This window comes from Micrococcus sp. KRD128, assembly GCF_017168395.1.
GTDB classification, from domain to species: Bacteria; Actinomycetota; Actinomycetes; order Actinomycetales; family Micrococcaceae; genus Micrococcus; species Micrococcus luteus.
Map to the genome: position 1 here is coordinate 101,591 of NZ_JABFAX010000003.1, position 26,609 is coordinate 128,199.

The window sequence follows — 26,609 nt, forward strand, 5'->3', positions numbered from 1 at the left end:
CACCCTCCCCGCCCCCGCGCCCGCCGACCACCGGGGCGGTCGTGGCGTCGTCCTGGTGCTGGGCGTGGCCGTGACGGCGGTGTCGGCCCTGGCCCTGGTGGCCCTGCTGGTCGCGTACTTCCTGGCCTGGCCGGCGTCCCCGGCGCTGTTCGCGCTCGCGCTGTTCGGCCTGCCCGTCGGCTTCGGCCTGATGCTGCTGCACGTGGTGCTGGGCGCCGTCCGGCGCTCGCGCCCCTGAGTCGCCGGGCCGACGACGCCCCGCGACATCCAGCGCCCTTTCAGGGTGTTCCCAGGTCGGAGCGGTTGACTGGGCGCCATGCAGCCTCAGAACCCCGAAGCACGCCTCCTGGTGGTGGACGACGAGCCCAACATCCGCGAGCTGCTCTCCACATCCCTGCGCTACGCCGGCTTCGAGGTCACGGCCGCGGCCAACGGCCGGGAGGCCCTGGACGCCGCCGAGGAGTTCCAGCCGGACCTGGCCGTGCTGGACGTGATGCTCCCGGACATGGACGGCTTCACCGTGACCCGCCGCCTGCGCGCCGCCGGCCGCCACTTCCCCGTCGTGTTCCTCACCGCGCGGGACGGCACCGAGGACAAGATCACCGGCCTGACGGTCGGCGGCGACGACTACGTGACCAAGCCGTTCTCCCTCGACGAGGTGGTCGCCCGCATCCGCGCCGTGCTGCGCCGCACCGCCTCCCTCGACGACGACGCGGCGGTGCTGCGCGTGGACGACCTCGAGCTCGACGACGACGCGCACGAGGTCCGCCGCGGCGGCGAGGTCGTGGAGCTCTCCCCCACCGAGTTCAAGCTGCTGCGCTACCTCATGATGAACCCGAACCGGGTGCTCTCGAAGGCCCAGATCCTGGACCACGTGTGGGAGTACGACTTCAACGGGGACGCCTCGATCGTCGAGTCCTACATCTCCTACCTGCGCCGCAAGATCGACGTCGGCGGCCGCGAGAAGATGATCCACACCAAGCGCGGCGTCGGCTACATGCTCCGCACCGCGGACAAGCGCTGACGTGCGTGCGCGGCTCGACGCCGCGGCGGCCCGCGCCCGCCATCCGCGCGCCTGGCTGAGGGGTGCGTGGCAGGGGCAGTCCCTGCGCACCAAGCTGGTCGTGATGATCGCGGCGCTCATGCTGGGCCTGGTCGCCGTGACCGCCCTGGCGACCGCGGCGCTGTTCCGCCAGGAGGCGGTGCGCCAGCTGGACGAGGACATGGCCGCCAACCGGGACACCGTCTCGATGTACCTGGCCAACGTCGCCCAGACCGGCGAGTACTACATGCCGCAGCTGCCCATCCTGCGCTTCTACGGCGTCGTGTGGGACAACGAGGGCGCGCGGGTCGTCCAGACCCCGGTGATGCTGGACGCGGACGAGCCGGCCCTGCCGGACCTCACTCCGGCCGAGGCCCGCGAGCGCGGCTCCGCCTCCTTCGAGGTGCCCGGCACACAGGCGGACTCGAGCGGCTGGCGCGTGCAGCTGTACGGGCTCAGCAGCGGCGACGGCACCATGGCCGTGGCCCTGCCCCTGCAGAGCGTGACCTCCTCCGTCGAGCGCGTCACCTCGATCGTCGTGACCATCGGCCTGCTCGCGACGGCGGGCACCGTGATCGTGGCCAACCTGGCGGTCCAGCGCGCGTTCCGCACCCTGAACCGCGTGGAGCGCACCGCCGCCAAGATCGCCGCCGGCGACCTGAGCCAGCGCGTGGAGAGCGCGGCACCCGACACCGAGGTGGGCCGGCTCTCCCGCTCCCTCAATGCGATGCTCGCGCACATCGAGTCCGCGTTCCGGGACAAGGAGATCTCCGAGGACAAGATGCGCCGCTTCGTGCAGGACGCCTCCCACGAGCTGCGCACCCCCCTGGTCACCATCCGCGGGTTCTCCGAGCTGTACCGGCACGGCGGGCTGCGCGAGGAGGAGGACGTCGCGGCCGCCATGGAGCGCATCGAGTCCGAGGCCACCCGCATGACCCGCCTCGTGGAGGACCTGCTCACCCTGGCTCGCCTCGACGAGCAGCGCCCCCTCGAGCACGCCCCGGTGGACCTGCTCATCCTCGCGATGGACTCCCTGATGGACGCCTCCGTGAACGCCCCGGACCGCAAGGTCACCCTCGTGGGCCCCGACGACGACCGGGCGGCCCCGGCGCCCATCCTCGGCGACGAGAACCGGATGCGCCAGGTGGTGGTGAACCTCGTGGCCAACGCCCTGCGCTACACCCCCGCCGGCACCCCCATCGAGATCGCGGTCGGCACCGTCGACCACCTCGGCGGCCAGGCCGGGGCGGACGGCGCGGGCCGCAGCTCCGTGATCGAGATCCGTGACCACGGGCCGGGCGTGTCCGAGGAGGACCGCGCCCGCATCTTCGAGCGGTTCTACCGCGCGGACACCTCCCGGCACCGCGAGACGGGCGGCACGGGGCTCGGCCTGGCCATCGTCGCGGCGATCGTGGCCCAGCACGGCGGCTCCGTCCGGCTGCTGGAGACCGAGGGCGGCGGCGCCACCTTCTCCGTCCACCTGCCGTGGGCACCGTTCGAGGACGAGACGGACGAGGCGGACGAGGACGTCGAGGACGAGCGCCTGCCCGCACGGGACATCGACGACGACGCGGCCGGTCCGCCCACCGGCCCCCTCGCTCTGACCGCGCCGTCGGGCGCCGGCGCCAGCGCCGCGGACGCCGCCCGGAGCAGCCGCCTGCTGCGCGCGGCGGAGCGGTTCCGTCGCGCCTCGGCCGAGCGCCGCCGTCGGGCGTCTGCTCCTGCACAGGCGCCTCAGGCCGACGCCCCGTCCCCAGGCGAGGACGACCCGGCGGCGGAGCGGGACGCCCGTCCCTAGCGTGGTGCCCGGCGGCGCCCGCCGCCCATCAGCACTCGTCAGAGGGGACAGTCACATGAGCATCGTGCAGATCGACGTCGAGGACCTGCGGGCCAAGAGCGGGGCGGTGGAGGGCTCCATCGGCCGCCTCCAGGCGGAGGTGAGCACCATGGAGGCCAACCTGCGCCAGCTGCAGGACACCTGGCGCGGCCAGGCGGCCGCGAACTTCCAGGGCGTGCTCACCGAGTGGCGCGCCACCCAGCAGCGCGTGGAGGAGTCCCTGGCGGGCATCCGCCGCGCGATGGACGCCGCCGCCACCCAGTACCAGGACGCGGAGACCGCCAACGCCGCGATGTTCCGGTTCTGAGCGCCCGGAACGGACCGGGGTGCGGCCGGCTGGCCGCGCCCCGGTCCGTGCTTCCTAGAGTGGGGGCATGACCGTCCTGATCGACCCGCCCGCGTGGCCCGCCCACGGCACCGTGTTCTCCCACCTCGTCTCCGACACCTCCCTCGAGGAGCTCCACGCGTTCGCACGGGCGGCGGGGCTCTCGGAGCGGGCCTTCGACCGGGACCACTACGACGTGCCCGCGCACCGACGTGCCGAGCTCGTGGCCCGCGGGGCGGTGCCCGTCACCGGACGGGAGCTGGTGCGTCGGCTCGCCGCCTCGGGGCTGCGCGTGCCCGCCCGGAGCCGCGCCGAGAAGCGGGACGTCGTCCTCGCCCGGCGCTGGGCGCGGCTGTTCGAGGGCACGGCGGCGAGCCCGGATGCGGTGACGACGGCGGGACGCGATCTGCTGGCCCGCTGGGCGGAGCCGCATCGGCACTACCACGACCCGGCCCACCTGCTCGCCGTGCTCGAGTCCGTGGACCTGCTCGAGCGGGCGGGGGCGGAGACCGGGCCGGATCCGCGTGCGGTCCGCCTGGCCGCGTGGTTCCACGACGCCGTCTACGCCGGGGACCCCACCGCGCCCGCCGGCCAGGACGAGGCGGACTCGGCCGCCCTGGCCCGGGAGGTGCTCACCGATCCGCGGCTGGCCGTGCCGGCCGACGTCGTCGACGAGGTGGCACGCCTCGTGCTGCTCACCGCGGCCCATGACCCCGCCCCGCACGACGCGGCCGGGGCGGTGCTCTCGGACGCGGACCTCGAGGTCCTCGGCCGCTCCCCCGAGGCCTACGCCCGCTACGTGGCCGCGGTGCGGCGGGACTACGCGCACGTGTCCGACGCGGACTGGGCCCGCGGTCGCGGCGCGGTGCTGGACGCCCTGCTGGACGCCGGGCGGCTGTATCGGACCGCGCCCGGCCGAGCACGCTGGGAGGCCGCCGCCCGCCGCAATCTGGCGGCGGAACGAGCCGCGCTGTCGGCCTGAGCGGGGCGCCCCGGTGCCGGCCCGGGACGCGGCGAGGCCCGCCTCCCCGGACGGGGAGACGGGCCTCGCAGGCTGGGCGCCCGAACGGGTCGGGCCGGCTCAGCGGCTGATCACATCATGCCGCCCATGCCGCCCATCGGGTCCATGCCCTCGGCGCCGGCGGCGGCCTTCTCGGGCTTGTCCGCGACGACGGCCTCGGTGGTCAGGAACAGGCCCGCGATGGACGCGGCGTTCTGCAGGGCCGAGCGGGTCACCTTCACCGGGTCGTTGATGCCGGCGGCCAGCAGGTCCTCGTACTCGCCGGTGGCGGCGTTCAGGCCGTGGCCGTCGTCGAGGGTCTTGACCTTGTCCGCCACGACGCCGGGCTCCAGGCCGGCGTTGAAGGCGATCTGCTTCAGCGGGGCCTCGATGGCGACCTTCACGATGTTCGCACCGGTGGCCTCGTCGCCTCCGAGCTGCAGGCCGCCGAACGCCTTGGCGCCGGCCTGGATCAGGGCCACGCCGCCGCCGGCGACGATGCCCTCCTCCACCGCGGCCTTGGCGTTGCGCACGGCGTCCTCGATGCGGTGCTTGCGCTCCTTGAGCTCCACTTCGGTGGCCGCGCCTGCCTTGATGACGGCCACGCCGCCGGCCAGCTTGGCGAGGCGCTCCTGCAGCTTCTCGCGATCGTAGTCCGAGTCGGTGTTCTCGATCTCGGAGCGGATCTGGGCCACGCGGCCGGCGATCTGCTCGGCGTCGCCGGCACCCTCCACGATGGTGGTCTCGTCCTTGGTGATGACCACCTTGCGGGCGGTGCCCAGCAGGTCGAGGGTCGCGTTCTCCAGGGACAGGCCCACCTCGGAGGAGATGACCTGGCCGCCGGTGAGGATGGCGATGTCGGCGAGCATGGCCTTGCGGCGGTCACCGAAGCCCGGGGCCTTCACGGCCACGGACTTGAAGGTGCCGCGGATCTTGTTGACCACGAGGGTGGCCAGGGCCTCGCCCTCGACGTCCTCGGCGATGATCAGCAGCGGCTTGCCCGACTGCATGACCTTCTCGAGGATCGCCACCATGTCCTTCACGGAGGAGATCTTCGAGTTGACGATGAGGATGTAGGGATCCTCGAGGACGGCCTCCTGGCGGTCCGCGTCGGTCACGAAGTAGCCGGAGATGTAGCCCTTGTCGAAGCGCATGCCCTCGGTGAGCTCGAGCTCGAGGCCGAAGGTGTTGGACTCTTCGACGGTGATGACGCCCTCCTTGCCGACCTTGTCCAGGGCCTCGGCGATGAGGGAGCCGATCTGCTTGTCCGCGGCGGAGATCGAGGCGGTGGCCGCGATCTGGTCCTTGGTCTCGATCTCGCGGGAGGCGGAGAGCAGCTCGGAGGTGACGGCCTCCACGGCCTTCTCGATGCCGCGCTTCAGGGACAGCGGGTCGGCGCCCGCGGCCACGTTGCGCAGGCCCTCGCGGACCAGCGCCTGGGCCAGCACGGTGGCGGTGGTGGTGCCGTCGCCGGCGACGTCGTCGGTCTTCTTGGCGACCTCCTTGACGAGCTCCGCGCCGATCTTCTCGTACGGGTCCTCGAGCTCGATCTCCTTGGCGATGGAGACGCCGTCGTTGGTGATGGTGGGGGCGCCCCACTTCTTCTCCAGCACCACGTTGCGGCCGCGGGGGCCGAGGGTCACCTTCACGGCGTCGGCCAGGGTGTTCAGACCCTTCTCCAGGCCGCGGCGGGCCTCTTCGTCGAATGCGATGGTCTTGGCCATGTGCAGGTCCTTTCTGGACGTCGGCTTCCTACTGCTGGTGGCTGACCCGCGCCGATGCCCGCGACGGACGGCCCCTGGGGGCCTCACCGGTGGACAGGTCCTCCTCCACGGCGCCGGGCCGACCGGGGTACGGCTGGCAGTCGCGCCTTCGGAGTGCTAACCCCATTATGAGCACTCGCACCGGGAGAGTGCAAAAGGTCTGCGGTGCGGGAGGCCGCCCTTCCGCCGACGGCGGACGGCCCCCGGCAGCGCGCCTCGGGAGGCGCCCCGCCGGGGGCCGTGAGCGGTGCGCGGCCGGCACGGCCGCGCGACGGGCGGATCAGCCGGTGACGACCACCGCGACGCCGTTCACCTGCAGGTTCGGGGTCTGCATGACCGGGAAGCCGAGCTCCTTGCCGACCGCCTCGGCGGCGGCCTTGTTGGCCGAGCCGTTGTACAGGACGGTGGAGGACTGGATGCCGTAGCCGCTCCAGTTCTTCGCCTCCACCGAGGTGTAGCCGGCACTCGTGAGCCGCTGCGCGTAGGAGGCGGCGAGTCCCTGGGTGCGGGTCGCGTTGTACACGGTGACGTGGGTGCCGCGCACGGCCGCGGACTGCGCGGCCGCACGGGAGCTCGACGCAGCCGAGGACTGTGCGGCTGCACGAGAGCTCGACGCGGCCGCCGACTGTGCGGCCGCACGGGAGCTCGACGCGGCCGCGGCCTGCGAGCGCGAGGCCTCCGCCGCGGCGGCGGAACGGGACGCCTCGGCGGCCGAACGGGACGCGGCGGCGCGCGAGGACTCCGCCGCCTGGGCGGCCGCCGACCGAGACGCCTCGGCGGACTGCGCGGCGGCTTCGGAACGCGAGGCCTCCGACGCCTGTGCCTCGGCGGCGGCACGGGACGACTCGGCGGCCTCGGCGGCGGCCGCCTCCTGCGCCGCCCGCGAGGACTCGGCCGCGGCCGCGGAGCGGGACGCCTCCGCCGCGTCCTCGGACGGGGTGGCGGACTCGGACGCGGATGCAGTCGACGCCGGCGCGGAGGACGCCGAGGAGGACACGGACGAGGCCGACGTCGACGGCGCGGCAGCCGGGGCCGTCGTCGAGCTCTCGGCGGCGACGGGCGCGGAGCGGTCGCCGGTGAGCCACGGCAGGACGACGCCCACGAACAGGCCGGCGAGCAGGACGAGGCCGGCCACCCAGAGCAGCGGGCTCAGGCGGCGACCCCCGCCCGTGGCGGTCGCGCCGGCGGCGGCGAAGGACTCGCGGTGCGCGCCGCGCTGGTCCGTGTACTCGGGGACCTCGTCGAAGCGGTCGGGCTGGTAGGCCATGGGTCAGTTCTCCTGGCGGGAAGCGGGCGTGGACGGCGCCGGATCCGCGGGTCCCCTCCGGGCCCGGCTGCGGGTGCCGCGCCTGCGCAGCAGCCGCGTGACCAGCAGGGGTCGGTAGGCCAGGGCGGCCTCACGGTCCAGCAATCCGTTCAACACCTGATAATAGGCGGTCGGAGACAGCCCCAGACGCTCGCGGACGGCGTGGTCCTTGGCCCCGCCGTACCGCCAGGTGGCGGCCTCCAGGTCCAGGACCGCACGCTCCAGGTCCGTCAGCTCGTCCCGCCGCGCCCGCGCGCGGGCACCCTCGTCCGGGGCCGGATCGGGCGAGACGGGCGTGGGGTGGGACATGGCGGCCACTGTACCCACCCGGTCTACCCTCGGGGCATGGAATTCATCGCGCCCCTGGATCCGGGCTGGGAGGCGGCCCTCGCCCCGCAGGCCGCCGCGTTCGAGCAGGTCGGCGAGCGGCTGCGGGCCCGCCGGGCAGCCGGAGAGCAGGTGCTGCCCGCACCGGAGCACATCCTGCGGGCGTTCCGCCAGCCGTTCGCGGACGTCCGCGTCCTCGTGCTGGGCCAGGACCCCTACCCGACGCCGGGCCATCCGATCGGCCTGAGCTTCGCGGTGGACCGCCACGTGAGGCCGCTGCCCCGCTCCCTAGCCAACATCCACCGGGAGCTGCACGACGACCTCGGCATCACCCCGCCCGCCCACGGCGACCTCTCCGCGTGGACGGACCAGGGCGTGCTGCTGCTGAACCGCGCCCTCAGCGTGCGGGCCGGCGCACCCGGCAGCCACCGCGGCCTCGGCTGGGAGCAGATCACGGAGGCCGCGGTGCGGGCCCTCTGCGCGCGCGGCACCCCCCTCGTGGGGCTGCTGTGGGGAGCCGACGCGCGGCGCATGGCGCCGCTGCTGACGGCGGCCGGGGCCGGCGTCGTGGAGTCCCCGCATCCCTCGCCCCTGAGCGCCCACCGCGGGTTCTTCGGCTCCCGGCCGTTCAGCCGGGTGAACCGGCTCCTCGAGGCGGCCGGCGCGGATCCGGTGGACTGGCGCCTGCCCGACTGAGCCGGGCCGCCGGTCAGCCGCGCTGATGCATCACGAGCTCGGTGGGCAGCAGCGTGCCCATCCGGTCGGTGATCGGCTTGGCCAGGGTGTTGCCGAAGGCGACGCCGGCCGCGATCGCCACGACGATGACCGCGGCGTTGAAGAGTCCCTCGACGCCCAGCAGCGTGGCCCCGGTCTCCACGGTGAACCCGTAGACGGACCGGAACATGGTGAGTCCGGGAAGCAGGAACAGCATGGACGGCAGGACGATCACGAGCGCCGGGGCCGCGAGCCGCTGGGCCACCAGGCGGCCGAGGAACCCGACCGCCGCCGCGGCGACCGCGGGCACCAGCCGGTCGCTGACCCCGATCTGCTGCGCTGCCAGGTACGCGCCGAAGCCGGCCCCGGACACGAGACCGCAGGCCAGGATCTGGGGCCACCGCGACTGCTCCACCACCGCGTCCGCCATGCCCGCGGCCACCACGAGGCCCAGCAGCAGCAGCGGCGGATAGCTCAGCGTCCCCGCCTCGGCCAGGTCCAGCTGTTCGAATCCCACGAGATCCCCGATGCCCACGGCGATCATGATCCCGGCCATCACGCCGGCGAACACGAGCAGCGCGGAGAGGAAGCGGCCCGCCGCGGTCACCGGGAAGCCGTGGATGGCGTCCTGCACCGCGGTGACGAACCTCGCCGTGGGCAGGAGCATCATGATGCCGCCGGCGATCACCAGCGCCGGGTTGACCGGCAGGTCGAGGGCGTAGGCCATCAGCGCGATCACCGTGGCCGTGATCGCCCCGAACATGGTGGAGAAGATCTCCGGGAAGCGCGCCTTGTCCGCCTGGACCTTGAGCCAGAAGACCAGCCAGGTGGAGACCATGCCCAGGGCCGCGCCTGTCCAGGTCCCCCCGATGAACGGCACGAAGCAGGCCACGAACACGCCGGAGAAGAGGACCTCGAAGACGGCGGGGAACGGCTTGGGCTGATGCCGGATCTCCACGAGCCGGCGCTGGGCCTCGGCCCGGTCCACCTCGCCCGCGGCGATCTCCTCGACCAGCCGGTGGACGGCCACGAGCCCCTCGAAGTTCACCGAGGACGAGCGGACCACCCGCTGGAGGGTGAACGGTGCCTCGCCGCGTGAGGAGTCGGGCGCGTAGTTCAGGGAGATGGACTGGTTGGTCAGGTCCACCTCGGTCTCGAGGATCCCGTAGGCCTGTGTGGCCACGATGATCGAGGTCTCCACGTCCAGCGAGGCCGCGCCGAAGCTGAACATGGTCTCGCCCAGCTTGAGGGCGAAGTCCAGGGTGGTGCGGGCCTCGAGGGCCTGCGCCTCCGCGCGGCGCTGCTGCAGCGTGGAGCGCATGCGGCGCCCGTACGGCGAGGAGTGCAGGCGGTCGGCCAGCACGAGCGCCTGCGTCGGCAGGTTCTCGACGAAGACCTCGCGGGAGCGCCGGCCGCGCCGACGCCCGCGCTTCTCGGGCGGGCCCACGGGGACCACCGGGTCCGGGACGGTGATGTCTGGCGCGGGGATCACGTCCGGGGCGGGCAGGGCCCCGTCGGCCTCCGCGGGGGCCAGGACGGAGGTGGGCACCTGCTCGGACAGCGGCGGCTCGGTCAGGGGCGCGTCCGCGGTCGGCTCCGGCAGCGTCTCCGCCTCCGGCTCGGCCGATTCCTCTGGCTCCGGCTCCGGCGCCGGGGCCGGATCGGCGGCGGCGGGGCGGACCACGGGCGGCAGCGGTTCGGTGGGCTCGACGGCGACCGCGGCCGGGTGGGCCGATTCCGCCGGGTCGAGGTCGAGCAGGCCGGGGTCCTCCGGGTCGAGGTCGCCGGCAGCGGCGGCGTCCTCGGCACCGGCCGGGCGCAGCACGGGGATGAGCGTGGGGACGGCCGGGGGCTCCGCGATGCGGGGGTCGAACCGCGCCGGCTCCTGGGTGCCCTCCTGCTCCATGCGGCTCACCCTCTCCTTCCGTATGCGGGCGCTGGACGCGCCACGGCGGTGGGCCGAGCCCCGCCGCGCGTCCATCCAACCACGCCGACGCCTCCTCCGCCGGGGCCGACGGCGCCGCGGCCCGGGAACGCGAAAGGGCCCTCCCGGAGGAGGGCCCTGCTGTGGTGGATCTTACTGGACTCGAACCAGCGACCTCTCGCGTGTGAAGCGAACGCTCTAACCAACTGAGCTAAAGATCCGGGCGTCGCCCCATGGGGGTGACAACTCGAAGAACGATACCTCAGGCGGCGCCGCCTGTCCACCCGGACGATGGCCGCCCCGCGCGCGGCGGAGCGGCCATCGAGAGCCGAAGGGCGGTCAGCGCGCGGTCACGGCGACCTCGTCGATGCGGAACGTCGTGGCCGCGGAGGAGTCCTCCGTGCCGCGGAAGCGCAGCGTCACGGTCGTGCCCGCGAAGCGGGACAGGTCCACGGTGCGCGTGGCGTAGCCACCCTTGTCCAGATTGGAGTGCGAGGCGACGGTGTATGTGCCGGTGGCGCCGGTCACGACCTGGACGTCCAGGAGATCGTAGGAGCGGGAGGCGGTGGTCTCCGCGGTGTCCACCTGCAGCGCATAGGTCAGCGTGGCGCCGGAGGCCGGCACGGTGACCTTCTGCTCGACCGTCGCGGTGTTGCGGCGGCCCACGCCGTTCAGCTGGGCGAAGGCCTGACCCGAGGCGGCCTTGGCCGCGTCGGTGCGCACGAAGCCGGTCGGGGTGCCGGTCCAGCCGGTGCTGCCGGACTCGAAGCCGCCGTTGACGATCAGCGAGGCCACCGGAGCCGGCCCGGGCTCCGTCTGGGCGCCGCCGAGGGAGGAGACCGCCGCGGAGGCGTCCGCCAGGCCGGCGCCGCAGCCCGCGGAGCAGGTCACCGGCATGGAGCGGGCCGTGGACCTGAGGGTGGACTCGACCTGGGCCGGGGTGAGGCTGGGCTGCGCGGCCAGCAGCAGGGCGGCCAGGCCCGCGACGTGCGGGGTGGCCATCGAGGTGCCGTTGTAGGCGGCGTGGCCGGCCGTCGTCGGGGTGGTGGCGCCGTTGTTCACGGTCGAGATGATGTTCGCACCCGGGGCGGTCACGTCCACGGCGGAGCCGTAGTTCGAGAACGAGGCGCGGGCGCCCTGCGAGGTGGAGGCGGCCACCACGATGGTGTTCTGGCAGTTGGCCGGGCGCACATTGGCGGCGGGCTGGTTCTCGTTGCCCGCGGCCACGACGACGGGCACGCCGCGGGAGACTGCCGCGTTGATCGCGTTCTGGTAGGTGGTGCCGCACATGCCGGAGCCACCGAGGGACATGTTGATGACGTCCGCCGGGTTCGGGTTGGCCGGCACGCCCGCCACCGTGCCGCCGGCAGCCCACACGACCGCGTCGGCGATGTCGGACAGCGAGCCGCCGCACTTGCCGAGCACGCGGATCGGCTGGATCTTTGCGTTCGGCGCCACACCGACGACGCCCTGGGAGTCGGCCACGGCCGCGACGGTGCCCGCCACGTGGGTGCCGTGCCACGAGGAGTCGGAGGCGCCGGCGGTGCCGCACTCGCCGGCGGCGTACCAGTCGCCCTCGTCACGCGGATTGGAGTCGCGGCCACCGCCGTCACGTGCCGCCGCGCTGTCGGAGATGAAGTCGTAGCCGGGCACGACGTTGCGGTCGAGATCCGGGTGGGAGGTGATGCCGGTGTCGATGACGGCCACGGTCGCACCGGAGCCCGTCGTGCGATCCCACGCCCCGGGGACCCGCATGCCGTGGGTGCCGGTGAAGCCCCACTGCTGCGAGTAGAGGGCGTCCACGGGGCTCAGGCCGGTGGCGGTGAGGATCGCGTCCGGCTCCACGGCCTCGACCGCCCCGGAGGCCTTCAGGTCGGCCATGAACTTCGCGGACTCGGCCTGATCCAGCTTGCGGTCCGCCGTGATCACGCGGGAGCCGAGCGCGGTCTCACGCAGCTCCTTCACGGAGACGCCGGCCTCCTTCGCGGCCTTGCCCCAGGCGTTCGCGCGGCCCTTCGCGTGGGCGTTGGCGGCGGTCTCCTTGTAGGTGACGATGAAGGAGTCGTAGCCGTCGGCGTTCGGGTCCTCGACCTGCGCCGCCGCCAGGGGCGAGGCGACGGTCGGGCTGGCTGCCGGTGCGGCGGGGGCGGCGCCGGAGGGGGCCGCGAGCGCGGGGGACGAGGTCAGCGTCCCGCCGGCGAGGACGGCGCCGGCCACGAGGGCGCCGATGCGGCGGCGGGTGCTGCGGGGTGTGGAGGACTGCACGGGATCTCCTCGGAGTTCGGGGCCACCGGATGCGGATGCCCGAGGGACTCGGGCCGGGGTGACTGAGATCACGGTAAGGTCACGATTCCGTCACGGCGAGGCCGCGGGCCGAAGTCTGGCGGATAGTCGAGGCATCTCTGGCGGTTCCGCCAGCCGGACCTGGCGGATGGCCTCGGACCGGCACAGCGGAACCCCAGCGTCAGCCCACGCCGGACACGACGACGGCGCCGCGCCCTCCCGGCGGAGGTGCGCGGCGCCGTCGGGCCCGCGGTGGGGTGGAGCCCCCTGCCGGATTCGAACCGGCGACCTGCTGTTTACAAGGCAGCTGCTCTGGCCAGCTGAGCTAAGGAGGCCTGCGGCCGGCACCTGGGGGTGCCGCGGCCAGCCCTTCCAGCGTACAAGGCCCGGGCGGACGACGCGGGGCGCCCCCGTGTGGGGACGCCCCGCGGGCCTCGGCGCCGGGTCAGCCGGCGATCTTGGCGCCCGCCCAGTCGGTGAAGGTCTTGTCCTCGCCGTCGAGGGCCCAGTTCTTGCCGTCCACGAACACGGTCGGGGTGCCGGCCACGCCGGCGACGCGCGCCTGGCGGGTGGTGTGCTCGACCGCGGAGCGGAACGTGCCGTCCTCGACGCAGGAGGAGATGTCCACGCCGTGCTCCTGCGCGAGCTGGATGAGCGCCGCGTTGTCCAGGCCCTTGCCCTGGTGCTCGTCGTAGGCGGCGAACAGGGCGGTCACGAAGCCGTTGTAGGCCTCGGGCTTCTGGTCCGCCACGCAGTACGCGGCGTTGGCGGCGCGGGCCGAGTAGTTCTGGTTGTTCGGGGCGCTCAGGAAGTCCACCATCCGGTAGTCGACCGTGACCTCGCCCTGCTCGAGCCACTGCTCGATCTGCTCCGCGTTGGAGGACTCGAAGTCGGCGCAGTGCACGCAGTTGAAGTCCGCATAGAGCACGATCCGCGTCGGCTCACCGTCACCGCGGGCCTCCGTGTTCGGCAGGGTCTCGGGCTGGGAGCTCTCGGCCTGCTTCGGCACCTCGATCTTCGAGGGGTCGACCTCACGCTCTCCCGCGCCCTCCGCCAGGCCCGTGGCCGAGGTCAACTCGATGCCGCCCTGCTCGTTCGCCGCGGCCGGGATGGGGCCGGCGGCCGCGGCGTCGTCGCCGTTGCGGGTGAGCGCGAACGCGACGACGAGGCCAATCACGAGCACCGCCGCGAGGACCGAGCCCCAGATGACGCCGGTGCGGCGGCGGCGGTCCTTCCTGCGCTGCTCTTCCTGGATCTGGCGGGCACGCGCACGGGCGTCCGTCGCCGAGGTGTGCGAGCCTGACGTGTTCCGGGCCAAGGGTCCTCCTCGTGGGGCAGTCGGTCCGGGTCGAGCACCGGAGCCGGCGGGCAGCGGGCGCGCCGCGCCAGGCGAGCATAGCGGCCCTGTCTGGAAGGATCGTGACCATGGACACCGTCGAGACCCCCTCCCCCGTCGATCGACTGACCATCACGGGCGCCCCGTCGGGGGACGCGACCGAGGACCCGGCGACGTCTCTGCTCGCCCTGCCCTGGGCGCTCCCCCTCGAGACGTGGCCGCGGGAGGTGCTGGCGGCCCTGCCGCGGGGCATCTCCCGTCACGTGGTGCGCTTCGCCCGGATGGGCGGGGGCATCGTGGCGGTGAAGGAGACCACGGAGGAGCTCGCGTTCCACGAGTACCGGCTGCTGCGCCGGCTCGAGCGGAGCCCGGCGCCGTCGGTGGTGCCGGTGGCCGTGGTCACCGGACGCACGGAGGACGACGGCACGCCCCTGCCCGCCGCCCTCGTGACCCGGCACCTGCGCTTCTCCCTGCCGTACCGCGCCGTGTTCTCGGAGCGCCTCGAGCGCCGCACCCTCGTGCGCCTCATGGACGCGCTGGCGACGCTGCTCGTGGAACTGCACCTCGAGGGGTTCTTCTGGGGTGACGTCTCCCTGTCCAACGTCCTGTTCCGGCGGGACGCGGGCGGGTTCGCCGCCCATCTGGTGGACGCCGAGACCGGCGAGCTCCGGGAGCGGCTGTCCAACGGCCAGCGCGAGCACGACCTGGACGTGGCCGCCGTGAACGTGGGCGGTGAGCTGCTGGACCTGCAGGCCAGCGGGCTGCTGGACCCGGAGGTGGACCCCGTCACCACGCCGGACCTGCTCGTGGCCTCCTACCGCCGGCTGTGGGACGAGCTGACCGGGCCTCTGCTGTTCCCCCGCGCCGAGCCGTGGCGCCTGGACCGCCGCGTCCGCCGCCTGCAGGAGCTCGGCTTCGAGCTGGCCGAGTACTCACTGCGCGCCGCCGACGCCCCCGGGATGATGATCGCCCGGCCCGTCGAGATCCACGCGGGCTACCACCGCCGTCGACTGACCCGCCTCACGGGACTCGAGGTCCAGGAGAACCAGGCCCGCCGGCTGCTCGTGGACATCGAGGCCGCCCGCCGGGAGTGGGACCCGTACATGGACATCGAGGGCGCGGCGCACCGCTGGGTGGTGGAGGTGTTCGACCCCGTGGTCCGCTCGGTGCCCCTCGAGCTGCGTGCCAAGCTCGAGCCCGCCGAGGTGATGCACCAGCTCCTCGAGCACCGCTGGTACCTCTCCGAGGCCCGCGGCCAGGCCGTGCCCCTGCAGGAGGTGGTGGACTCCTACGTGGACACGGTGCTGCGGGCCCGCCGCGACGAGGACGCGGTGGCGCTGCACCCCACGACCACCATGCTGCGCGCCGTCCCGCCCGCGGACGAGGACTGACGCCGGCCGCGGCTCAGCGGCGCAGGAGCAGGAAGCCGGGGGCCGGGACCGCCGCCGGCACCGTGCCGGGGCCGAGGGGGCCGTCGTCGCCGTGGCCGGCGAGGAGCTCGGCCCGCGTCAGGTCCGCGGGCACGGGCAGCGGCTCCGCGCCGAGGGCGACGAGCAGGACGACGTCGGCGTCCGCGCCGGCGCGGGTGAGGCGCACGTGGCGCCGGGCGGCGTCCACCTCGGCCCGGACGCGGTCGCGGCGAGGGTCGGTGAGCTGGGGCAGCGTGCGGCGCAGGCCGATCAGGGTGCGGTAGGCGGCGAGCACGCGCACCCCGCGGCCCTGGCCGTCCGCGCCGCCCGCGGCCTCCGCCCAGTCCAGCACCGCCGCGTCCCGTGTGGCGGGGTCCTGCGGGTCGGGGACGTCGGCCGGGTCCCAGCCGTGAGCGGCGAACTCGCGGCGTCGTCCCTGCCGGACGGCGTCCCCGAGCTCGGGTTCGCGGAACGAGGTGAAGAACGGCCACGGCGTCGACGCGGCGAACTCCTCGCCCATGAAGAGCATCGGCACGTGCGGGCCGGTCAGCAGCAGGGCGGCCTCGGCCGCGAGCGCACCCTCGGACAGGGCGGCCGCGGTGCGGTCGCCGCCGGCGCGGTTGCCCACCTGGTCGTGGTTCTGGATGCTGGCCACCCACGCATGGTTCGGGACGGCGTCCGGCACGGGGCGCCCGTGGTCGCGGCTGCGGAACGTGGAGCGGGTGCCGTCGTGGAAGTAGGTGCGCTCCATGACCTTGGCCACCGCCTCCAGCGGGGCGAAGTCCGCGTAGTAGCCGTGGGTCTCCCCCGTCGCGGCCACGTGCAGGGCGTGGTGGACGTCGTCGTTCCAGGCCGCGGCGAGGCCGAGCCCGCCGGCCTGGCGGGGCTGCACCAGGCGCGGGTCGTTGAGGTCCGACTCGGCCAGGAGCGGCACGGGTCGGCCGGCACGGGCCGCGATCCCGTCCGCGAGCGCGGCCATCTCCTCGAGCAGGTGCACGGCGCGGGCGTCCCGCAGGGCGTGCACCGCGTCGAGGCGCAGCCCGTCCACGCGCATCTCCTCGAGCCAGAAGCGGACGTTGTCCAGGACGAACCGGCGCACCTCGTCCGAGTCGGCGCCATCCAGGTTCAGGCCGTCGCCCCAGCCGGTGCCGCCCGGGCCCAGATACGGCCCGAACACCGGCAGGTAGTTGCCGGAGGGGCCCAGGTGGTTGTGCACGACGTCCTGGACCACGCCGAGGCCGGCGGCGTGGGCGGCGGCCACGAAGCGGCGGTAGGCGGCGGGGCCGCCGTAGGACTCGTCGACGGCGAACCACGCCACCCCGTCGTAGCCCCAGTTCCGCGGCCCGGAGAAGGAGTTCACGGGCAGCAGCTCGACGTGGGTGACCCCGAGGTCCGTCAGGTGCGGCAGGCGGGCGATGGCGGCGTCGAGGGTCCCCTCGGCCGTGAAGGTCCCCACGTGCAGCTCGTAGAGGACGGCGCCACGCAGGCCGCCGCCCTGGGGCGCGGCCGGATCGGACTCCACCCCGGGCGGCCCGGCCCAGCCCTCGTCCGGCCACGCGACGGCGCGGCCGGCGACGTCGCGGCGGGAGGGCCCGTGGACCGTGTCGGGCTGGCGGCGGGAGCGGGGGTCCGGCACGGGGTCCGCCCCGTCCACGCGGTAGCCGTAGCCGGGGTCGGCCGACGGCTGGGCGGCATCGCGGCCGAGGGTGGCCAGCGGGTCCTCCGTGGGCGTCCACCAGCCTCCGGCGGCGGGGTCCATGGCCACGACGGCGGCGACGGGCCAGCGGTCCTCGGCGTCGTGCAGGGCGCCGGGCTCGGTGTCGACGAGGACGAGGTCGACTCTCTCGGCGTGCGGCGCCCACACGGCGTAGGGGACGGCGCGCGCGGCGTCGACGGCGGCCCGCTCGGCCGCGGCGGGGTCCACGGGGTCGGAGCCGATCGGGTGCAGGCCCGGGGCGGGGGCGTCGGCCGGACGGGGCTCGGTCACGGGGCGGTCCTCTCTCGGCGGTCGGATGGGGCGTGCGCCGGGACGAGCAGCGCGACGGGCAGGGTGCTGAGCAGTTCGTCGAGGCGCACGGCGCCGCGGGCGTCCGGGTGGACGGGGTGGCCGGTGACGGCGTCCTCCCACCGCCCGGCCGGCACGGTCACGACGGTCTCGCCCCAGCCGCCCGCGGCCGCCAGGCGGACGGGCCAGCGGGTGGCCACGGCGAGCGCCCCGCCCCGGTCGAACGCGATCGCGTGGTCGGCGGCGGGGCCGGAGACGTCGAGCGGGCGGTGGCCGGTGAACAGCTCGGGCCGGTCGCGGCGGGCGCGCAGCACCGCCGCGACGACGGCCAGCTTGGCGGCGGCGGGGTCGTCGAGGCCGGGTGTGTGGCCGGCGTCGAGGCGGTCCAGCAGGTCGGCCCGGGCCGCGAAGTCCACGGGGCGGCGGTTGTCCGGGTCCACGAGGGTGGGGAAGGGCACCTCCGTGCCCTGGTAGACGTCGGGGACGCCGGGGGCGGCGAGCTGGACGAGCTTGTGGCCGAGCTGGACCACCAGGCCGGGCTCGGCGATGCGGTCCGCGACGGCCTGCAGCACGCCCCGGGCAGGCCCCTCGGGGGAGGTGACGGCGGCGGCGAGCGCGGCGAGCCGGGCCTCGAACTCGGGGTCCTGGTCCGTCCAGCTGGTGGCCAGGGCCGCCTCGCGGGAGGCCTTCTGCAGGAACCCGAGGATCCGCTCCTCCTCCGGTGCGGTGCCGTCCGTGGGCCAGACGCCCACGATGGACTCCCAGAGCAGCCGCTCGGCGTCGGGGTGGCCGAGCGGGTGGAGGCGCGTCAGCTCGGCGAGCTCGGCGGCCCAGCGGTCGGGCTCCTCGGCGAGCACGGCGATGCGGGCGCGCACGTCCTCGCCGCGCTTGGTGTCGTGGGTGCTCAGGGTGGTCATGGCCGTCGGCCAGGCGGCCTGGCGCGCCTGCTGGGCGGAGTGGAAGTCGGCCAGGGACAGGGCGACGTGGGAGGGGTCTCCGCCGACCTCGTTCAGATTGGCCCACCGGGTGTACCGGTAGAAGGACCGGTCCTCGACGCCCTTGGCCATCACCATGCCGGAGGTCTGCTGGAACCGGCGGGCCACGGGCGAGTCCGGGTCGGTCAGCTCGGGCCGCAGGTCGCCGAGCACGTCGGCGAGGCCCGGCTCCGCCGCGGCCGCGTCCGCCAGCGCGCCCTCGAGCACGGCCAGGCCCACGGGCAGGTAGGTGCGGTACACGGGCAGGCGGGCGAGCACGGCGGCGAACGCGGCGGCCACGTCCTCGTCCGGGTGGGCACCGAGGGCGTGCACGGCGCGGACCTCCCGGACCAGCCGGGCGGTCTCGGCCGCGAGGGAGCCGGTGGCCACGTCGTGCTTGGCCCGCACCACGGCCTCGTCCCACTCCCGACGGCGGCGCGCGTCCTCGGCCGCATCGCCCGCGGCCTCGGGGTGCATGAAGACGCGTTCGACCTCGCCGAGCGCGTCGTAGCCGGTGGTCCCGTCCACGGGCCAGTCCGCGGGCAGCGCCTCACCGGGCTCGAGGATCTTCTCCACCACGAGGTAGCCCTCCGGGAGCACGTGGGAGCGCAGGCGCCGCGCGTAGCCGGCCGGGTCCGCCAGGCCGTCCGGGTGGTCCACGCGCAGCCCGTCCACGAGCCCTTCGCGGACCCAGCGGGCGGGTTCGGTGTGGACGGCGTCGAAGACCTCGGGCTCGTCCACCCGGACGCCCGCGAGCGTGGTGACGGTGAAGAAGCGGCGGTAGTTCAGCTCGGCGTCGCCGCGGCGCCAGCCGACCAGCCGGTAGTGCTGGCGGTCGTGCACGGCGCGGGCCAGGCGGGCCTGCTCCGCGGTCGGCTCCTTCGCCGGGTCCGCCGCCGCGAAGACCTCTGCGGCGCGCAGCCCGGTCTCCGCCTCGGCCGCCTCGAGCGATCCGGGGGCGAGGGGGTAGACGGTGTCCCAGTAGCGCAGACGGCCGCCCTCGGCGTCGACGACGAGACGGTCCAGTTCCGCGTCCGCGTCCCCGTCGGGACCGTCTCCCAGCACGGGGATGAGCAGGGACCCGTCGCCGGCCGGCCAGTCCACATCGAACCACGCCGCATGCGCCGCCTCGGGACCGTGGGTGAGCACGTCCCACCACGCCGGATTGGCCTGGGGCGTGGCCACGCCCACGTGGTTCGGCACGATGTCCACGAGCACGCCCATGCCCGCCTCGTGCGCGGCGCGCGCGACCGCGTCCAGTCCCTCGGCCCCGCCGCGGGCGGCGTCCAGCCGCGTGGGGTCCACGACGTCGTACCCGTGGTCGGAGCCGGGCTCGGCCTCGAGCAGCGGCGAGAGGTAGAGCCAGTCCACACCCAGGCGCCGCAGATAGGGCACGAGCCCGGCCGCAGACTCCAGCGGCAGATCCGGGCTGACCTGGAGCCGGTAGGTGGACGCGGGGGCGGGACGGACGGTCGAGGTGCTCACGCGGCGACGCTAACAGAGGCCCCCGACGCGGCATCAGGCCCGGCGGGCCGGGGCGGGAAGGTCAACGCGTCTCGACCGGACGGGCGAAGATGTCCTCCCCCACGACGGGCTCGCCCGAGGACTCCAACAGGATCATCTCGTCGCGCAGCACGCTGCCGTCGGCCTGGGTCAGATCGGCCACGAAGCCGGGGCCGGACTGACGGATGCGGTCCACCGCGGTGTAGCCGTACTTCGCCTCGAGGTTGCCGCGGAACGCGTCCAGACCCTGGACGTGCAGGACGGCGCCCGTCGCGCCGAGTGCGACGGCGGCCGCGAGCGCGACAACCCCGACCCCGCGCTGGGTGCGGGTGTCCTCGAGGAGCCCGATCTCCGGGTTGCGGCCGTGGGTCGCGGCGAAGCGCCGGTGCCGCCGAGCGCGCCACAGGCCGACGACCACGAGTGTGCCGCCGACCACGAGGGTCAGTGAGGCCAGCCAGTAGAGGATCCAGGGAGTCACGAGGTCCACGTTCGCAAAGTCCATGCCCCAGTGTGACACAGGTCTCACTCCGGCGGGAGGGCGCGCGGCCGGTCGCGCCTCGTCAGGGCAGGCCGGCGCCCCGCGCCGCGGTCCACAGGCGGTGCCACTGCGCGGAGTCCATCGCCTCGGCCGCGGCAGCCGCCTCGGCGCACGCGGCGACGCGCTCCGGGTCCTGGGTGCCGATCACGGGCCGCACGCCCCACGGCAGGCGCAGCAGCCAGGCGAGCACCACGGCCTCCCGGCTGACGCCCAGCTCCGCCGCGACCTCGCCGACGACGCCGGCCGCGCCGTCGTCGCCGGAGCTGAACCGGCCCTGCCCCAGCGGACCCCAGGCCTGCAGCTCGATCCCCTCGGCGGCGCACACCGGGCCGAGGCGCCCGGCGTCGGCGTCCGCGGGGGCGTCCGGGTGGTTGGCGAGCACGACCGCCTCCACGAGGGTGCGGTGGTGCAGGCCGAGCTCGACCTGGACGCACGCCAGCCCGGTCCCGTCCGCCGCCTGGCTCTCGAGCTCGCGCTGGAACTCGAGGACGCGGCCCACGCCGAGGTTGGAGACGCCCAGCTTGCCGACCAGGCCCGCCTCCCGCGCGTCGAGGAAGGCGCGCACGGTGTCGGCCACGGGCGTGAGGACGTCGGGCCGGTGGATGATCAGGGTGTCCACGCGCTGCTCGCCGAGGCGGGCGAGCGAGCCCTCCAGCGAGGCGCGCACGTGCTCGGGCGAGGAGTCGTAGCGGGTCAGGCGCCGCCCGGCCGGGTCCGTCTCGTGCAGGACGATCCCGCACTTGGTCTGCACCTTCAGGGCGGAGCGCTCCTCGTAGGGCAGCTCGTGCAGCAGCCGGCCGACGGTCTCCTCGGAGCGGCCGGCCCCGTAGATGTCCGCGGTGTCCAGCAGGTCGACGCCGGCCTCGATCCCGGCGCGCAGGGCGCGGCGGGCGCGCTCCACGGCCGCCTCGACCTGCGCGTCACCCGCAGGCCCCTCCGGCCCCGCCCCCGGATCGGCGTCCGGGGGCGGCGGAGGAACGGATCCCCAGGCCATGGTCCCGAGCACGATCGGGGTGGCCGGAGTCGGGTCGAGGTCGAGCGGCGGATGCGTGGGGGCTGTGCTCATGGCCTCACCGTCTCACGTCCGCCCGCCCCGGGTCCGGACCCGCCGCCCTGTGATGGGATGGGTCCATGAAGCTCGCCACGTTCCGCCAGCCCGACTCCGACGCCGCCTACCCCGGCGCCACGTTCGCCGCGGTCATCACCTCCGTGCACCCCGAGGACCCCGAGGTCGCCGTGCGCGCCGTCGCCCTGCCGGACTGTCGCGACGTCGGCGAGTACCTCACCGCCACGCCGGAGGAGCAGCGGGAGATGGTGGAGGGGGCCCTCCGCGCGGCGCAGGCCGACCGGTCCCTCCTGCTGGACACCTCCGGCCTCGTCTACGACACGCTCGTGCCCTTCCCCACCAAGGTGTTCTGCGTGGGCCTGAACTACACGAACCACATCGACGAGACGGGCCTGGAGCGCCCTGAGCATCCGACGCTGTTCGCGAAGTTCCCGCAGTCCCTCACGGGTGCGCTGGACCCGATCGAGGTGCCCGAGGAGGACCACCGGGTCGACTACGAGGGCGAGCTGTGCATCGTGGTCGGGGAGCCGGGCCGACGCATCGCCGTCGAGGACGCCCCGGAGCACATCGCGGGCTACGCGGTGGCCAACGACATCTCCATGCGCGGCTTCCAGGGCCGCACCTCCGAGTGGCTGCAGGGCAAGGTGTGGGAGGCCTCGACGCCCGTGGGTCCGTGGCTGGTCACCCCGGACGAGTTCCCGGCGGATGCGCGCGTCCTCACGCACGTCAACGGCGAGCTGCGTCAGGAGGACCGGGTCGCCGACGTCGTCTTCTCCCCCGCCGAGCTGGTCTCCTACGCCTCGCAGCTGATCACCCTGAACCCGGGTGACCTGATCCTGACCGGCACGCCCGCGGGGGTTGCCCTGGCCCGCCGGGACGCCGAGGGCCGCCGCCCGTGGCTGCGTCCCGACGACGTCGTCGAGGTGGAGATCACCGGGCTGGGACGCCAGCGCAATGAGCTCGTCTGAGGCGGCGGCACCGGCGCATGCCCTGCCCCGCGTCGTCGGCATCCTCGGTGCGGGCCGGGCGGGCACCGCGCTGGCACGGGCGATCGCGCGCATCCCCCGCCTCTCCCCGGGCACGGCCGCCCCGCGGGTGATGGTCGCGGGCACGCGGCGCCCCGCGGCGGTCCAGCGCCACCTGACGATCTACGCGCCCGAGGCCGTCGCCGTGTCGGCCGAGGACCTGGCGGCGGAGGCGGAGCTCGTCGTCGTGGCCGTGCCGCGCGAGGCGCTCGACGACGTCGACCCGCTCGCCCTCGCCGGGCCGGCCACGCGCGCCGTGGTGGACCTGACGAACACCTGGGGGGACGAGCCGGTCCCGGCGTGGCTCGACGACGACGCCGCGCCGGGCACCACCCGGATCGCCGAGCGCTGGGCCGCCGCGGGGCTGCGCGTGCCCGTCGTGCGCGCGTTCTCGGAGATCTCGCATCACGACCTCGGAGATGCCGGGCGTGCCACGGCCCCGCGCCGCGCCCTCGCGGTGGGCACCGAGCCGGCCGATGCGACGGCCGACCCGGCCGCGGTCGCCGCCGCGCGCGACACGGTGATCGCCCTCGTCACCGCGATGGGCTTCGACGCGGTCCCCTACACGGGCCTCGACCGGGCCGGCGTCCTCGAGCCGGGGGCGGCGGGGTTCGGCACCGCGCACGACGCCGGCCGGCTCGCCGCGCTGCTCGCCGACGCGCCCACCGGCTGAGGCGACACCGGCCCTGCGGTGCCTACGCTGGGCGGGACCGCCGACCCGTCCAGGAGGCCCCCGTGACCCGTCCGACGCACCGCACCGCCCGCCGCACTCTCACCGCGGTCGCCCTGTCCGCCGCCGCCCTCACCGGGCCGGCGGCGGCCGCCACCGTCGTCGCCCTGCCGGTCACGGCGGGGGTGACGAGCGCCGTCGTGGCCGCCGCGCCGCAGGCCCACGCCGTGGCCTGGGACCGGGTGGAGCTCGTGGATGACGCGGGCGTGATCGACCCCGCCCAGCTGCGCCGTGACCTGGCGGGGATCGAGTTCCGGGAGCCGACCCGCGTCGCCGTGGTCACCGAGCGCGGCCCGGACCTGTCCGCGCTGGACGACGACCGCGCGTCTCAGGCGTTCAACGGGCGGGTGCTCGAGCGGGCTCGCGCCGAGCACCCGGACTGGCTCAGCGCGGACGGCCAGAAGTGGGCTGACGGCCTCGTGATCGTGGCCCTCGACCCGGACAACCGGTTGATCGGGGTGTACGTGGGCGAGGACCGGATGCTCAGCACGGACCAGCTGCGGGATGTGCGCGAGGCCGGCCACGAGGCAGCCCGTGCGGCCCGGTGGACGGACACGGTCGTGGAGGTGACGGACGCCGCCGCCGAGCTGATCGGGCGCCCCTGGTGGCAGGCTCCCGAGCTGTGGTTCGGCGCGGGGATCGTCGGTGTGGCGGGCGGCGGCGCCGCGGCCGCGGTGCTCGCGAGCCGACGGCGTCGCCGCCGCCGGACGGCCGACCTGCTGACCGAGGCCCGCACCCACCTGACCTCCGTGACCCTGGAGATGGACGCCACCGACGTGAACGCGTCCACGGTGCCTGAGGACTCGCCCCACGCGGCCGCGCTGATGGAGCGCTTCCGCGGCTTCCGGCGCCAGGCGCTCGACGCGTCGGCGGAACTGGACCGCCTCGAGGCCCTGCCGGAGCGCAGCCTGCATCGCACGGAGCACGCCCGGGCCGCGGAGGACGTCCGGGACCGCGCCCGTGAGCTCGACCGCCTCGACGACGCCGTGGCCGCGGCGAACACCTTCCTCAACCGCCACCCGGGGTGGCCGTCGGCGTGGGACCAGCAGACCGCCCCGCTGCGGGCCGACCTGGACGCCGTCGGCACGCTGGCCTCCTCCGTCGGCTCCGCCGGACCCGTCCGGTCCGCCGTCGCCGCGCTGGAGTCCTTCCGCGCCGAGGCCCAGGGCCGGCTCGAGGCGCTGGGCGCGGACCTGCAGGACGAGCGCCTGACCCCGGCCGCAGCGCTGGACGAGCTGGATGCGCTGCGGCGTCGCCTGACCGGGCTGGTCTCCGCACTCGCCGACGCCGAGGTGGCGGCGTTCGGCAAGGACGAGGCCGAGCGTGAGCTGCTGCGCGACGAGCTGCGCACGCACCGTGGCCCGGCCCGGTCCGCGCGCGGCTCGATCCTGGACTCCGCGCTGCCCACGGATGCCTACTGGACGGTGGTGGCCTTCACCACGGGCCACCAGGCCGGCGAGCGGTCCGTCCAGGACCATCGCCAGGCGCAGTCCAGCTCCTCCGGGACCGGCTACGGATCCTCAGCCGGCTCGTTCTCCGGGGCGGGCTCGTCCGGCCGATTCTGAGCCGATCGGGGCCGGATCTGAGCCGGAAGCTCGCCCGGGACCGGCACCCGGCCCCTGGCCCATCGCCCCGTTCTGCGAGACATTGAAGGACCATGACCGCCGCTGACACCCCCGCACCCCGCCAGGACCCCCTCGCGTTCTTCCTCGACAAGGCCGTGCCCGAGGCATGGCACGCGGTCGGGCCGCTGGCCTCGGCCGCGCGCGGCGCCGCCGAGCAGGCCGGGCTGGACCGGCAGCTCGTGGAACTCGTGAACCTCCGGGTCTCCCAGCTCAACGGCTGCGTGTTCTGTCTGGACCGGCACACCCGCCAGGGCGCCGACGCCGGTCTGAGCGTGCAGCGCCTCGGGCTGCTGCCGGCGTGGCGTGAGGCCGGGGCTGTGTACTCAGAGCAGGAACGCGCCGCGCTCGAGCTCGCCGAGGCGGTCACGGACCTCCCCGAGCAGGAGCAGCTGAACTACGTGCAGGCCTCCACGGCCGCTGTGCTCACGGACGCCCAGTACGCGGCCGTGCAGTGGGTCGCGATCGTGATGAACCTGACGAACCGCATCTCGATCCTGTCCCATCACCCCGTGCGGCGCCGGGACGGCTGACCCCCTTCCCCGTCGCCGGCCCGGCGGCGGGGTCCACCCAGGAACGAGAGGACCGACCATGACCGAGCAGACCCCCAGCCTGGAGCACCCGCAGGTCCGCAAGAACGCGGAGAGGTACGAGATCGTCGTCGACGAGGCGGGCACGGTGGCCGGCTACACGGTGGCGATCGACGACGACACCGGCGACGGCCCGACCCAGCGGATCTTCCCGCACACCAAGGTCGACCACGGGTACGAGGGCCGGGGCCTGGCCTCCACCCTCGTGCGCGAAGCGCTGAAGGACACCGTGGCCGCGGGACGCCGGATCGTCCCCGTGTGCCCGTACGTGAAGGACTGGGTGAACGAACACGACGACGTGGCCGGCGACGTGGACCCGGCGGGCCCCGAGCATCTGCAGTTCCTGGAGTCCCGCCAGGACTGACGCACCGCACCCGGTGAGCACCCGGAGACGAGAAGAGCCCCCGCCGATCCGGCGGGGGCTCTTTCTGGTCGGGGTGACAGGATTTGAACCTGCGGCCTCGTCGTCCCGAACGACGCGCGCTACCAAGCTGCGCCACACCCCGTTGGAGGTCTCAGACCTGAATCCAACAGAGACCGACTATACCAGCCACACCGGGTGCCGCCAAACCGAGATGCGGGGCAGAATCTCACGCGTGAGACCTCTGCGCACCCCGCGAATCCGAGAGAGGCCGGCATGAGCTGGTGGCCGTTCCCGCGTCCCTCCGCGAGCCCCTCCCCCGACGACGACGGCGCCACGGCCGCCGAGCTCGAGGAGGCCGTGGCGGCCCTGCGACAGCTGTTGCGCGCCGAGCGGCACCGACTGCGCCCGGACAGCTGGGCCCTCGCGTGGGAGATGGTCGAGCACGCCGCCGAGTACGCGCCGGCCTGGACTCGCCTGCAGCGCATACGACCCCTGGAGACCCAGGAGCTCGTGCTCGCCCTCACCGGGCGCTTGGAGCCGCTGCTACGCGACTTCCTCGCACTCCCCGACTCGGACAAGCCGGCCCATGCCGATGCCGTGCACGCGCGCCTTCTGGAGCAGGGCACGGAGCACGGCCGGCTGCGCCGCCGACTCACCCGCGCGCTCACGGCACGACTGCGGGCCGGCGAGGAGCTCTGAGCGCCGCGGGCGCATGCACCCGGAAACGCAGAAAGCCCCGTGCTCATCGCACGGGGCCGCCCGGTGAATCCTCCCGGGAATGCGGGAAGGGCCTCGCACGAACAGTGCGAGGCCCTCCCTCAAAGAATGTCCGGCGGCGACCTACTCTCCCACAACCTCCCGGCTGCAGTACCATCGGCGCTGTGGGCCTTAGCTTCCGGGTTCGGAATGGAACCGGGCGTTTCCCC

General features: G+C 74.6%; 23 protein-coding genes, 3 tRNA genes and 1 rRNA gene. 13 read left to right on the plus strand and 14 right to left on the minus strand.

Annotated features, from left to right (window positions below; translation table 11 throughout):
• The 5 genes from J1M44_RS01540 to J1M44_RS01560 all read left to right on the plus strand — a co-directional run.
• The coding region (locus J1M44_RS01540) for a hypothetical protein (protein WP_206480437.1) at positions 1–238 on the plus strand (238 nt) is incomplete at its 5' end.
• A gap of 78 nt (positions 239–316) precedes the next feature.
• Entirely contained in the window at positions 317–1,024 is a 708-nt protein-coding gene (locus J1M44_RS01545; RefSeq protein WP_002855565.1) for a response regulator transcription factor, read from the plus strand.
• A gap of 1 nt (position 1,025) precedes the next feature.
• Positions 1,026–2,840 (plus strand): sensor histidine kinase, encoded by a 1,815-nt coding sequence (locus J1M44_RS01550; RefSeq protein WP_002855563.1) that lies wholly within the window; start codon positions 1,026–1,028, stop codon positions 2,838–2,840.
• Between the two features lie 55 nt (positions 2,841–2,895).
• Entirely contained in the window at positions 2,896–3,186 is a 291-nt protein-coding gene (locus tag J1M44_RS01555; protein WP_010079419.1) for a WXG100 family type VII secretion target, read from the plus strand.
• Positions 3,187–3,253: 67 nt separating this feature from the next.
• The gene (locus J1M44_RS01560; protein WP_098471201.1) at positions 3,254–4,186 is read left to right on the plus strand and encodes a DUF4031 domain-containing protein; all 933 of its coding nucleotides are present in this window, start codon (positions 3,254–3,256) and stop codon (positions 4,184–4,186) included.
• A 110-nt stretch (positions 4,187–4,296) separates the two neighbouring features.
• Here J1M44_RS01560 and groL read toward each other — a convergent pair whose 3' ends face one another.
• The 3 genes from groL to J1M44_RS01575 form a co-directional block, all read right to left on the minus strand.
• A complete protein-coding gene (gene groL, locus J1M44_RS01565; RefSeq protein WP_206480438.1) occupies positions 4,297–5,928 on the minus strand; it encodes a chaperonin GroEL in 1,632 nt (543 codons plus the stop codon).
• 319 nt (positions 5,929–6,247) lie between these two features.
• Positions 6,248–7,234 (minus strand): LytR C-terminal domain-containing protein, encoded by a 987-nt coding sequence (locus J1M44_RS01570; protein WP_002857445.1) that lies wholly within the window; start codon positions 7,232–7,234, stop codon positions 6,248–6,250.
• A 3-nt stretch (positions 7,235–7,237) separates the two neighbouring features.
• Positions 7,238–7,582, minus strand: a complete 345-nt coding sequence (locus J1M44_RS01575; protein WP_227449136.1) for a DUF3263 domain-containing protein — start codon at positions 7,580–7,582, stop codon at positions 7,238–7,240.
• Positions 7,583–7,618: 36 nt separating this feature from the next.
• Between J1M44_RS01575 and J1M44_RS01580 the strand changes: the two genes are divergently transcribed.
• Entirely contained in the window at positions 7,619–8,296 is a 678-nt protein-coding gene (locus tag J1M44_RS01580; RefSeq protein ID WP_036335083.1) for a uracil-DNA glycosylase, read from the plus strand.
• Between the two features lie 13 nt (positions 8,297–8,309).
• Here J1M44_RS01580 and J1M44_RS01585 read toward each other — a convergent pair whose 3' ends face one another.
• The 5 genes from J1M44_RS01585 to J1M44_RS01605 all read right to left on the minus strand — a co-directional run bounded on the left by J1M44_RS01585 (position 8,310) and on the right by J1M44_RS01605 (position 13,839).
• Positions 8,310–10,220: a threonine/serine ThrE exporter family protein gene (locus J1M44_RS01585; protein ID WP_036335082.1), complete on the minus strand. Its 1,911-nt coding sequence runs from the start codon at positions 10,218–10,220 to the stop codon at positions 8,310–8,312.
• 162 nt (positions 10,221–10,382) lie between these two features.
• Positions 10,383–10,459, minus strand: a tRNA-Val gene (locus J1M44_RS01590).
• A gap of 118 nt (positions 10,460–10,577) precedes the next feature.
• Entirely contained in the window at positions 10,578–12,503 is a 1,926-nt protein-coding gene (locus J1M44_RS01595) for a S8 family peptidase (protein WP_002857439.1), read from the minus strand.
• Positions 12,504–12,779: 276 nt separating this feature from the next.
• Positions 12,780–12,856 (minus strand) — tRNA-Thr (locus J1M44_RS01600).
• A 110-nt stretch (positions 12,857–12,966) separates the two neighbouring features.
• Positions 12,967–13,839, minus strand: a complete 873-nt coding sequence (locus J1M44_RS01605) for a DsbA family protein (protein WP_002855115.1) — start codon at positions 13,837–13,839, stop codon at positions 12,967–12,969.
• Positions 13,840–13,946: 107 nt separating this feature from the next.
• Between J1M44_RS01605 and J1M44_RS01610 the strand changes: the two genes are divergently transcribed.
• Positions 13,947–15,248 (plus strand): DUF4032 domain-containing protein, encoded by a 1,302-nt coding sequence (locus J1M44_RS01610; protein WP_002855113.1) that lies wholly within the window; start codon positions 13,947–13,949, stop codon positions 15,246–15,248.
• A 13-nt stretch (positions 15,249–15,261) separates the two neighbouring features.
• Here J1M44_RS01610 and treZ read toward each other — a convergent pair whose 3' ends face one another.
• The 4 genes from treZ to J1M44_RS01630 all read right to left on the minus strand — a co-directional run bounded on the left by treZ (position 15,262) and on the right by J1M44_RS01630 (position 21,352).
• Positions 15,262–17,253 carry a malto-oligosyltrehalose trehalohydrolase gene (gene treZ, locus J1M44_RS01615; RefSeq protein WP_206480439.1) on the minus strand — a complete coding sequence of 664 codons (1,992 nt, stop codon included), beginning with the start codon at positions 17,251–17,253 and terminating at the stop codon, positions 15,262–15,264.
• On the minus strand, positions 17,250–19,730 hold the full coding sequence (treY, locus tag J1M44_RS01620) for a malto-oligosyltrehalose synthase (protein WP_144824733.1): 2,481 nt from the start codon (positions 19,728–19,730) through the stop codon (positions 17,250–17,252). Before treY ends, treZ begins: the two co-directional genes overlap by 4 nt.
• A 61-nt stretch (positions 19,731–19,791) precedes the next feature.
• Positions 19,792–20,250, minus strand: a complete 459-nt coding sequence (locus J1M44_RS01625) for a hypothetical protein (protein WP_036334384.1) — start codon at positions 20,248–20,250, stop codon at positions 19,792–19,794.
• Positions 20,251–20,308: 58 nt separating this feature from the next.
• Positions 20,309–21,352 (minus strand): aldo/keto reductase, encoded by a 1,044-nt coding sequence (locus J1M44_RS01630; protein ID WP_002855105.1) that lies wholly within the window; start codon positions 21,350–21,352, stop codon positions 20,309–20,311.
• Between the two features lie 65 nt (positions 21,353–21,417).
• Between J1M44_RS01630 and J1M44_RS01635 the strand changes: the two genes are divergently transcribed.
• The 5 genes from J1M44_RS01635 to J1M44_RS01655 all read left to right on the plus strand — a co-directional run bounded on the left by J1M44_RS01635 (position 21,418) and on the right by J1M44_RS01655 (position 25,683).
• Positions 21,418–22,320, plus strand: coding sequence for a fumarylacetoacetate hydrolase family protein (locus J1M44_RS01635; RefSeq protein ID WP_002855103.1), 903 nt, complete (start codon positions 21,418–21,420; stop codon positions 22,318–22,320).
• Positions 22,307–23,050 carry an NADPH-dependent F420 reductase gene (locus tag J1M44_RS01640; protein WP_002855101.1) on the plus strand — a complete coding sequence of 248 codons (744 nt, stop codon included), beginning with the start codon at positions 22,307–22,309 and terminating at the stop codon, positions 23,048–23,050. The genes J1M44_RS01635 and J1M44_RS01640 overlap by 14 nt, the downstream gene beginning before the upstream one ends.
• A 62-nt stretch (positions 23,051–23,112) precedes the next feature.
• Positions 23,113–24,672 carry a DUF5129 domain-containing protein gene (locus J1M44_RS01645; protein WP_206480440.1) on the plus strand — a complete coding sequence of 520 codons (1,560 nt, stop codon included), beginning with the start codon at positions 23,113–23,115 and terminating at the stop codon, positions 24,670–24,672.
• Between the two features lie 92 nt (positions 24,673–24,764).
• Positions 24,765–25,262 carry a carboxymuconolactone decarboxylase family protein gene (locus J1M44_RS01650; protein ID WP_002858301.1) on the plus strand — a complete coding sequence of 166 codons (498 nt, stop codon included), beginning with the start codon at positions 24,765–24,767 and terminating at the stop codon, positions 25,260–25,262.
• A 58-nt stretch (positions 25,263–25,320) separates the two neighbouring features.
• Positions 25,321–25,683, plus strand: coding sequence for a GNAT family N-acetyltransferase (locus tag J1M44_RS01655; protein WP_002858300.1), 363 nt, complete (start codon positions 25,321–25,323; stop codon positions 25,681–25,683).
• A gap of 65 nt (positions 25,684–25,748) precedes the next feature.
• Here the strand turns inward: J1M44_RS01655 and J1M44_RS01660 are convergent.
• A tRNA-Pro gene (locus J1M44_RS01660) sits at positions 25,749–25,825 on the minus strand.
• A gap of 131 nt (positions 25,826–25,956) precedes the next feature.
• Here J1M44_RS01660 and J1M44_RS01665 point away from each other — a divergent pair.
• Complete coding sequence (locus J1M44_RS01665; protein WP_002858298.1) at positions 25,957–26,382, plus strand: hypothetical protein; 426 nt, start codon at positions 25,957–25,959, stop codon at positions 26,380–26,382.
• 128 nt (positions 26,383–26,510) lie between these two features.
• Here the strand turns inward: J1M44_RS01665 and rrf are convergent.
• Positions 26,511–26,609: ribosomal RNA gene (rrf, locus tag J1M44_RS01670) — 5S ribosomal RNA — on the minus strand; the annotation flags it as partial.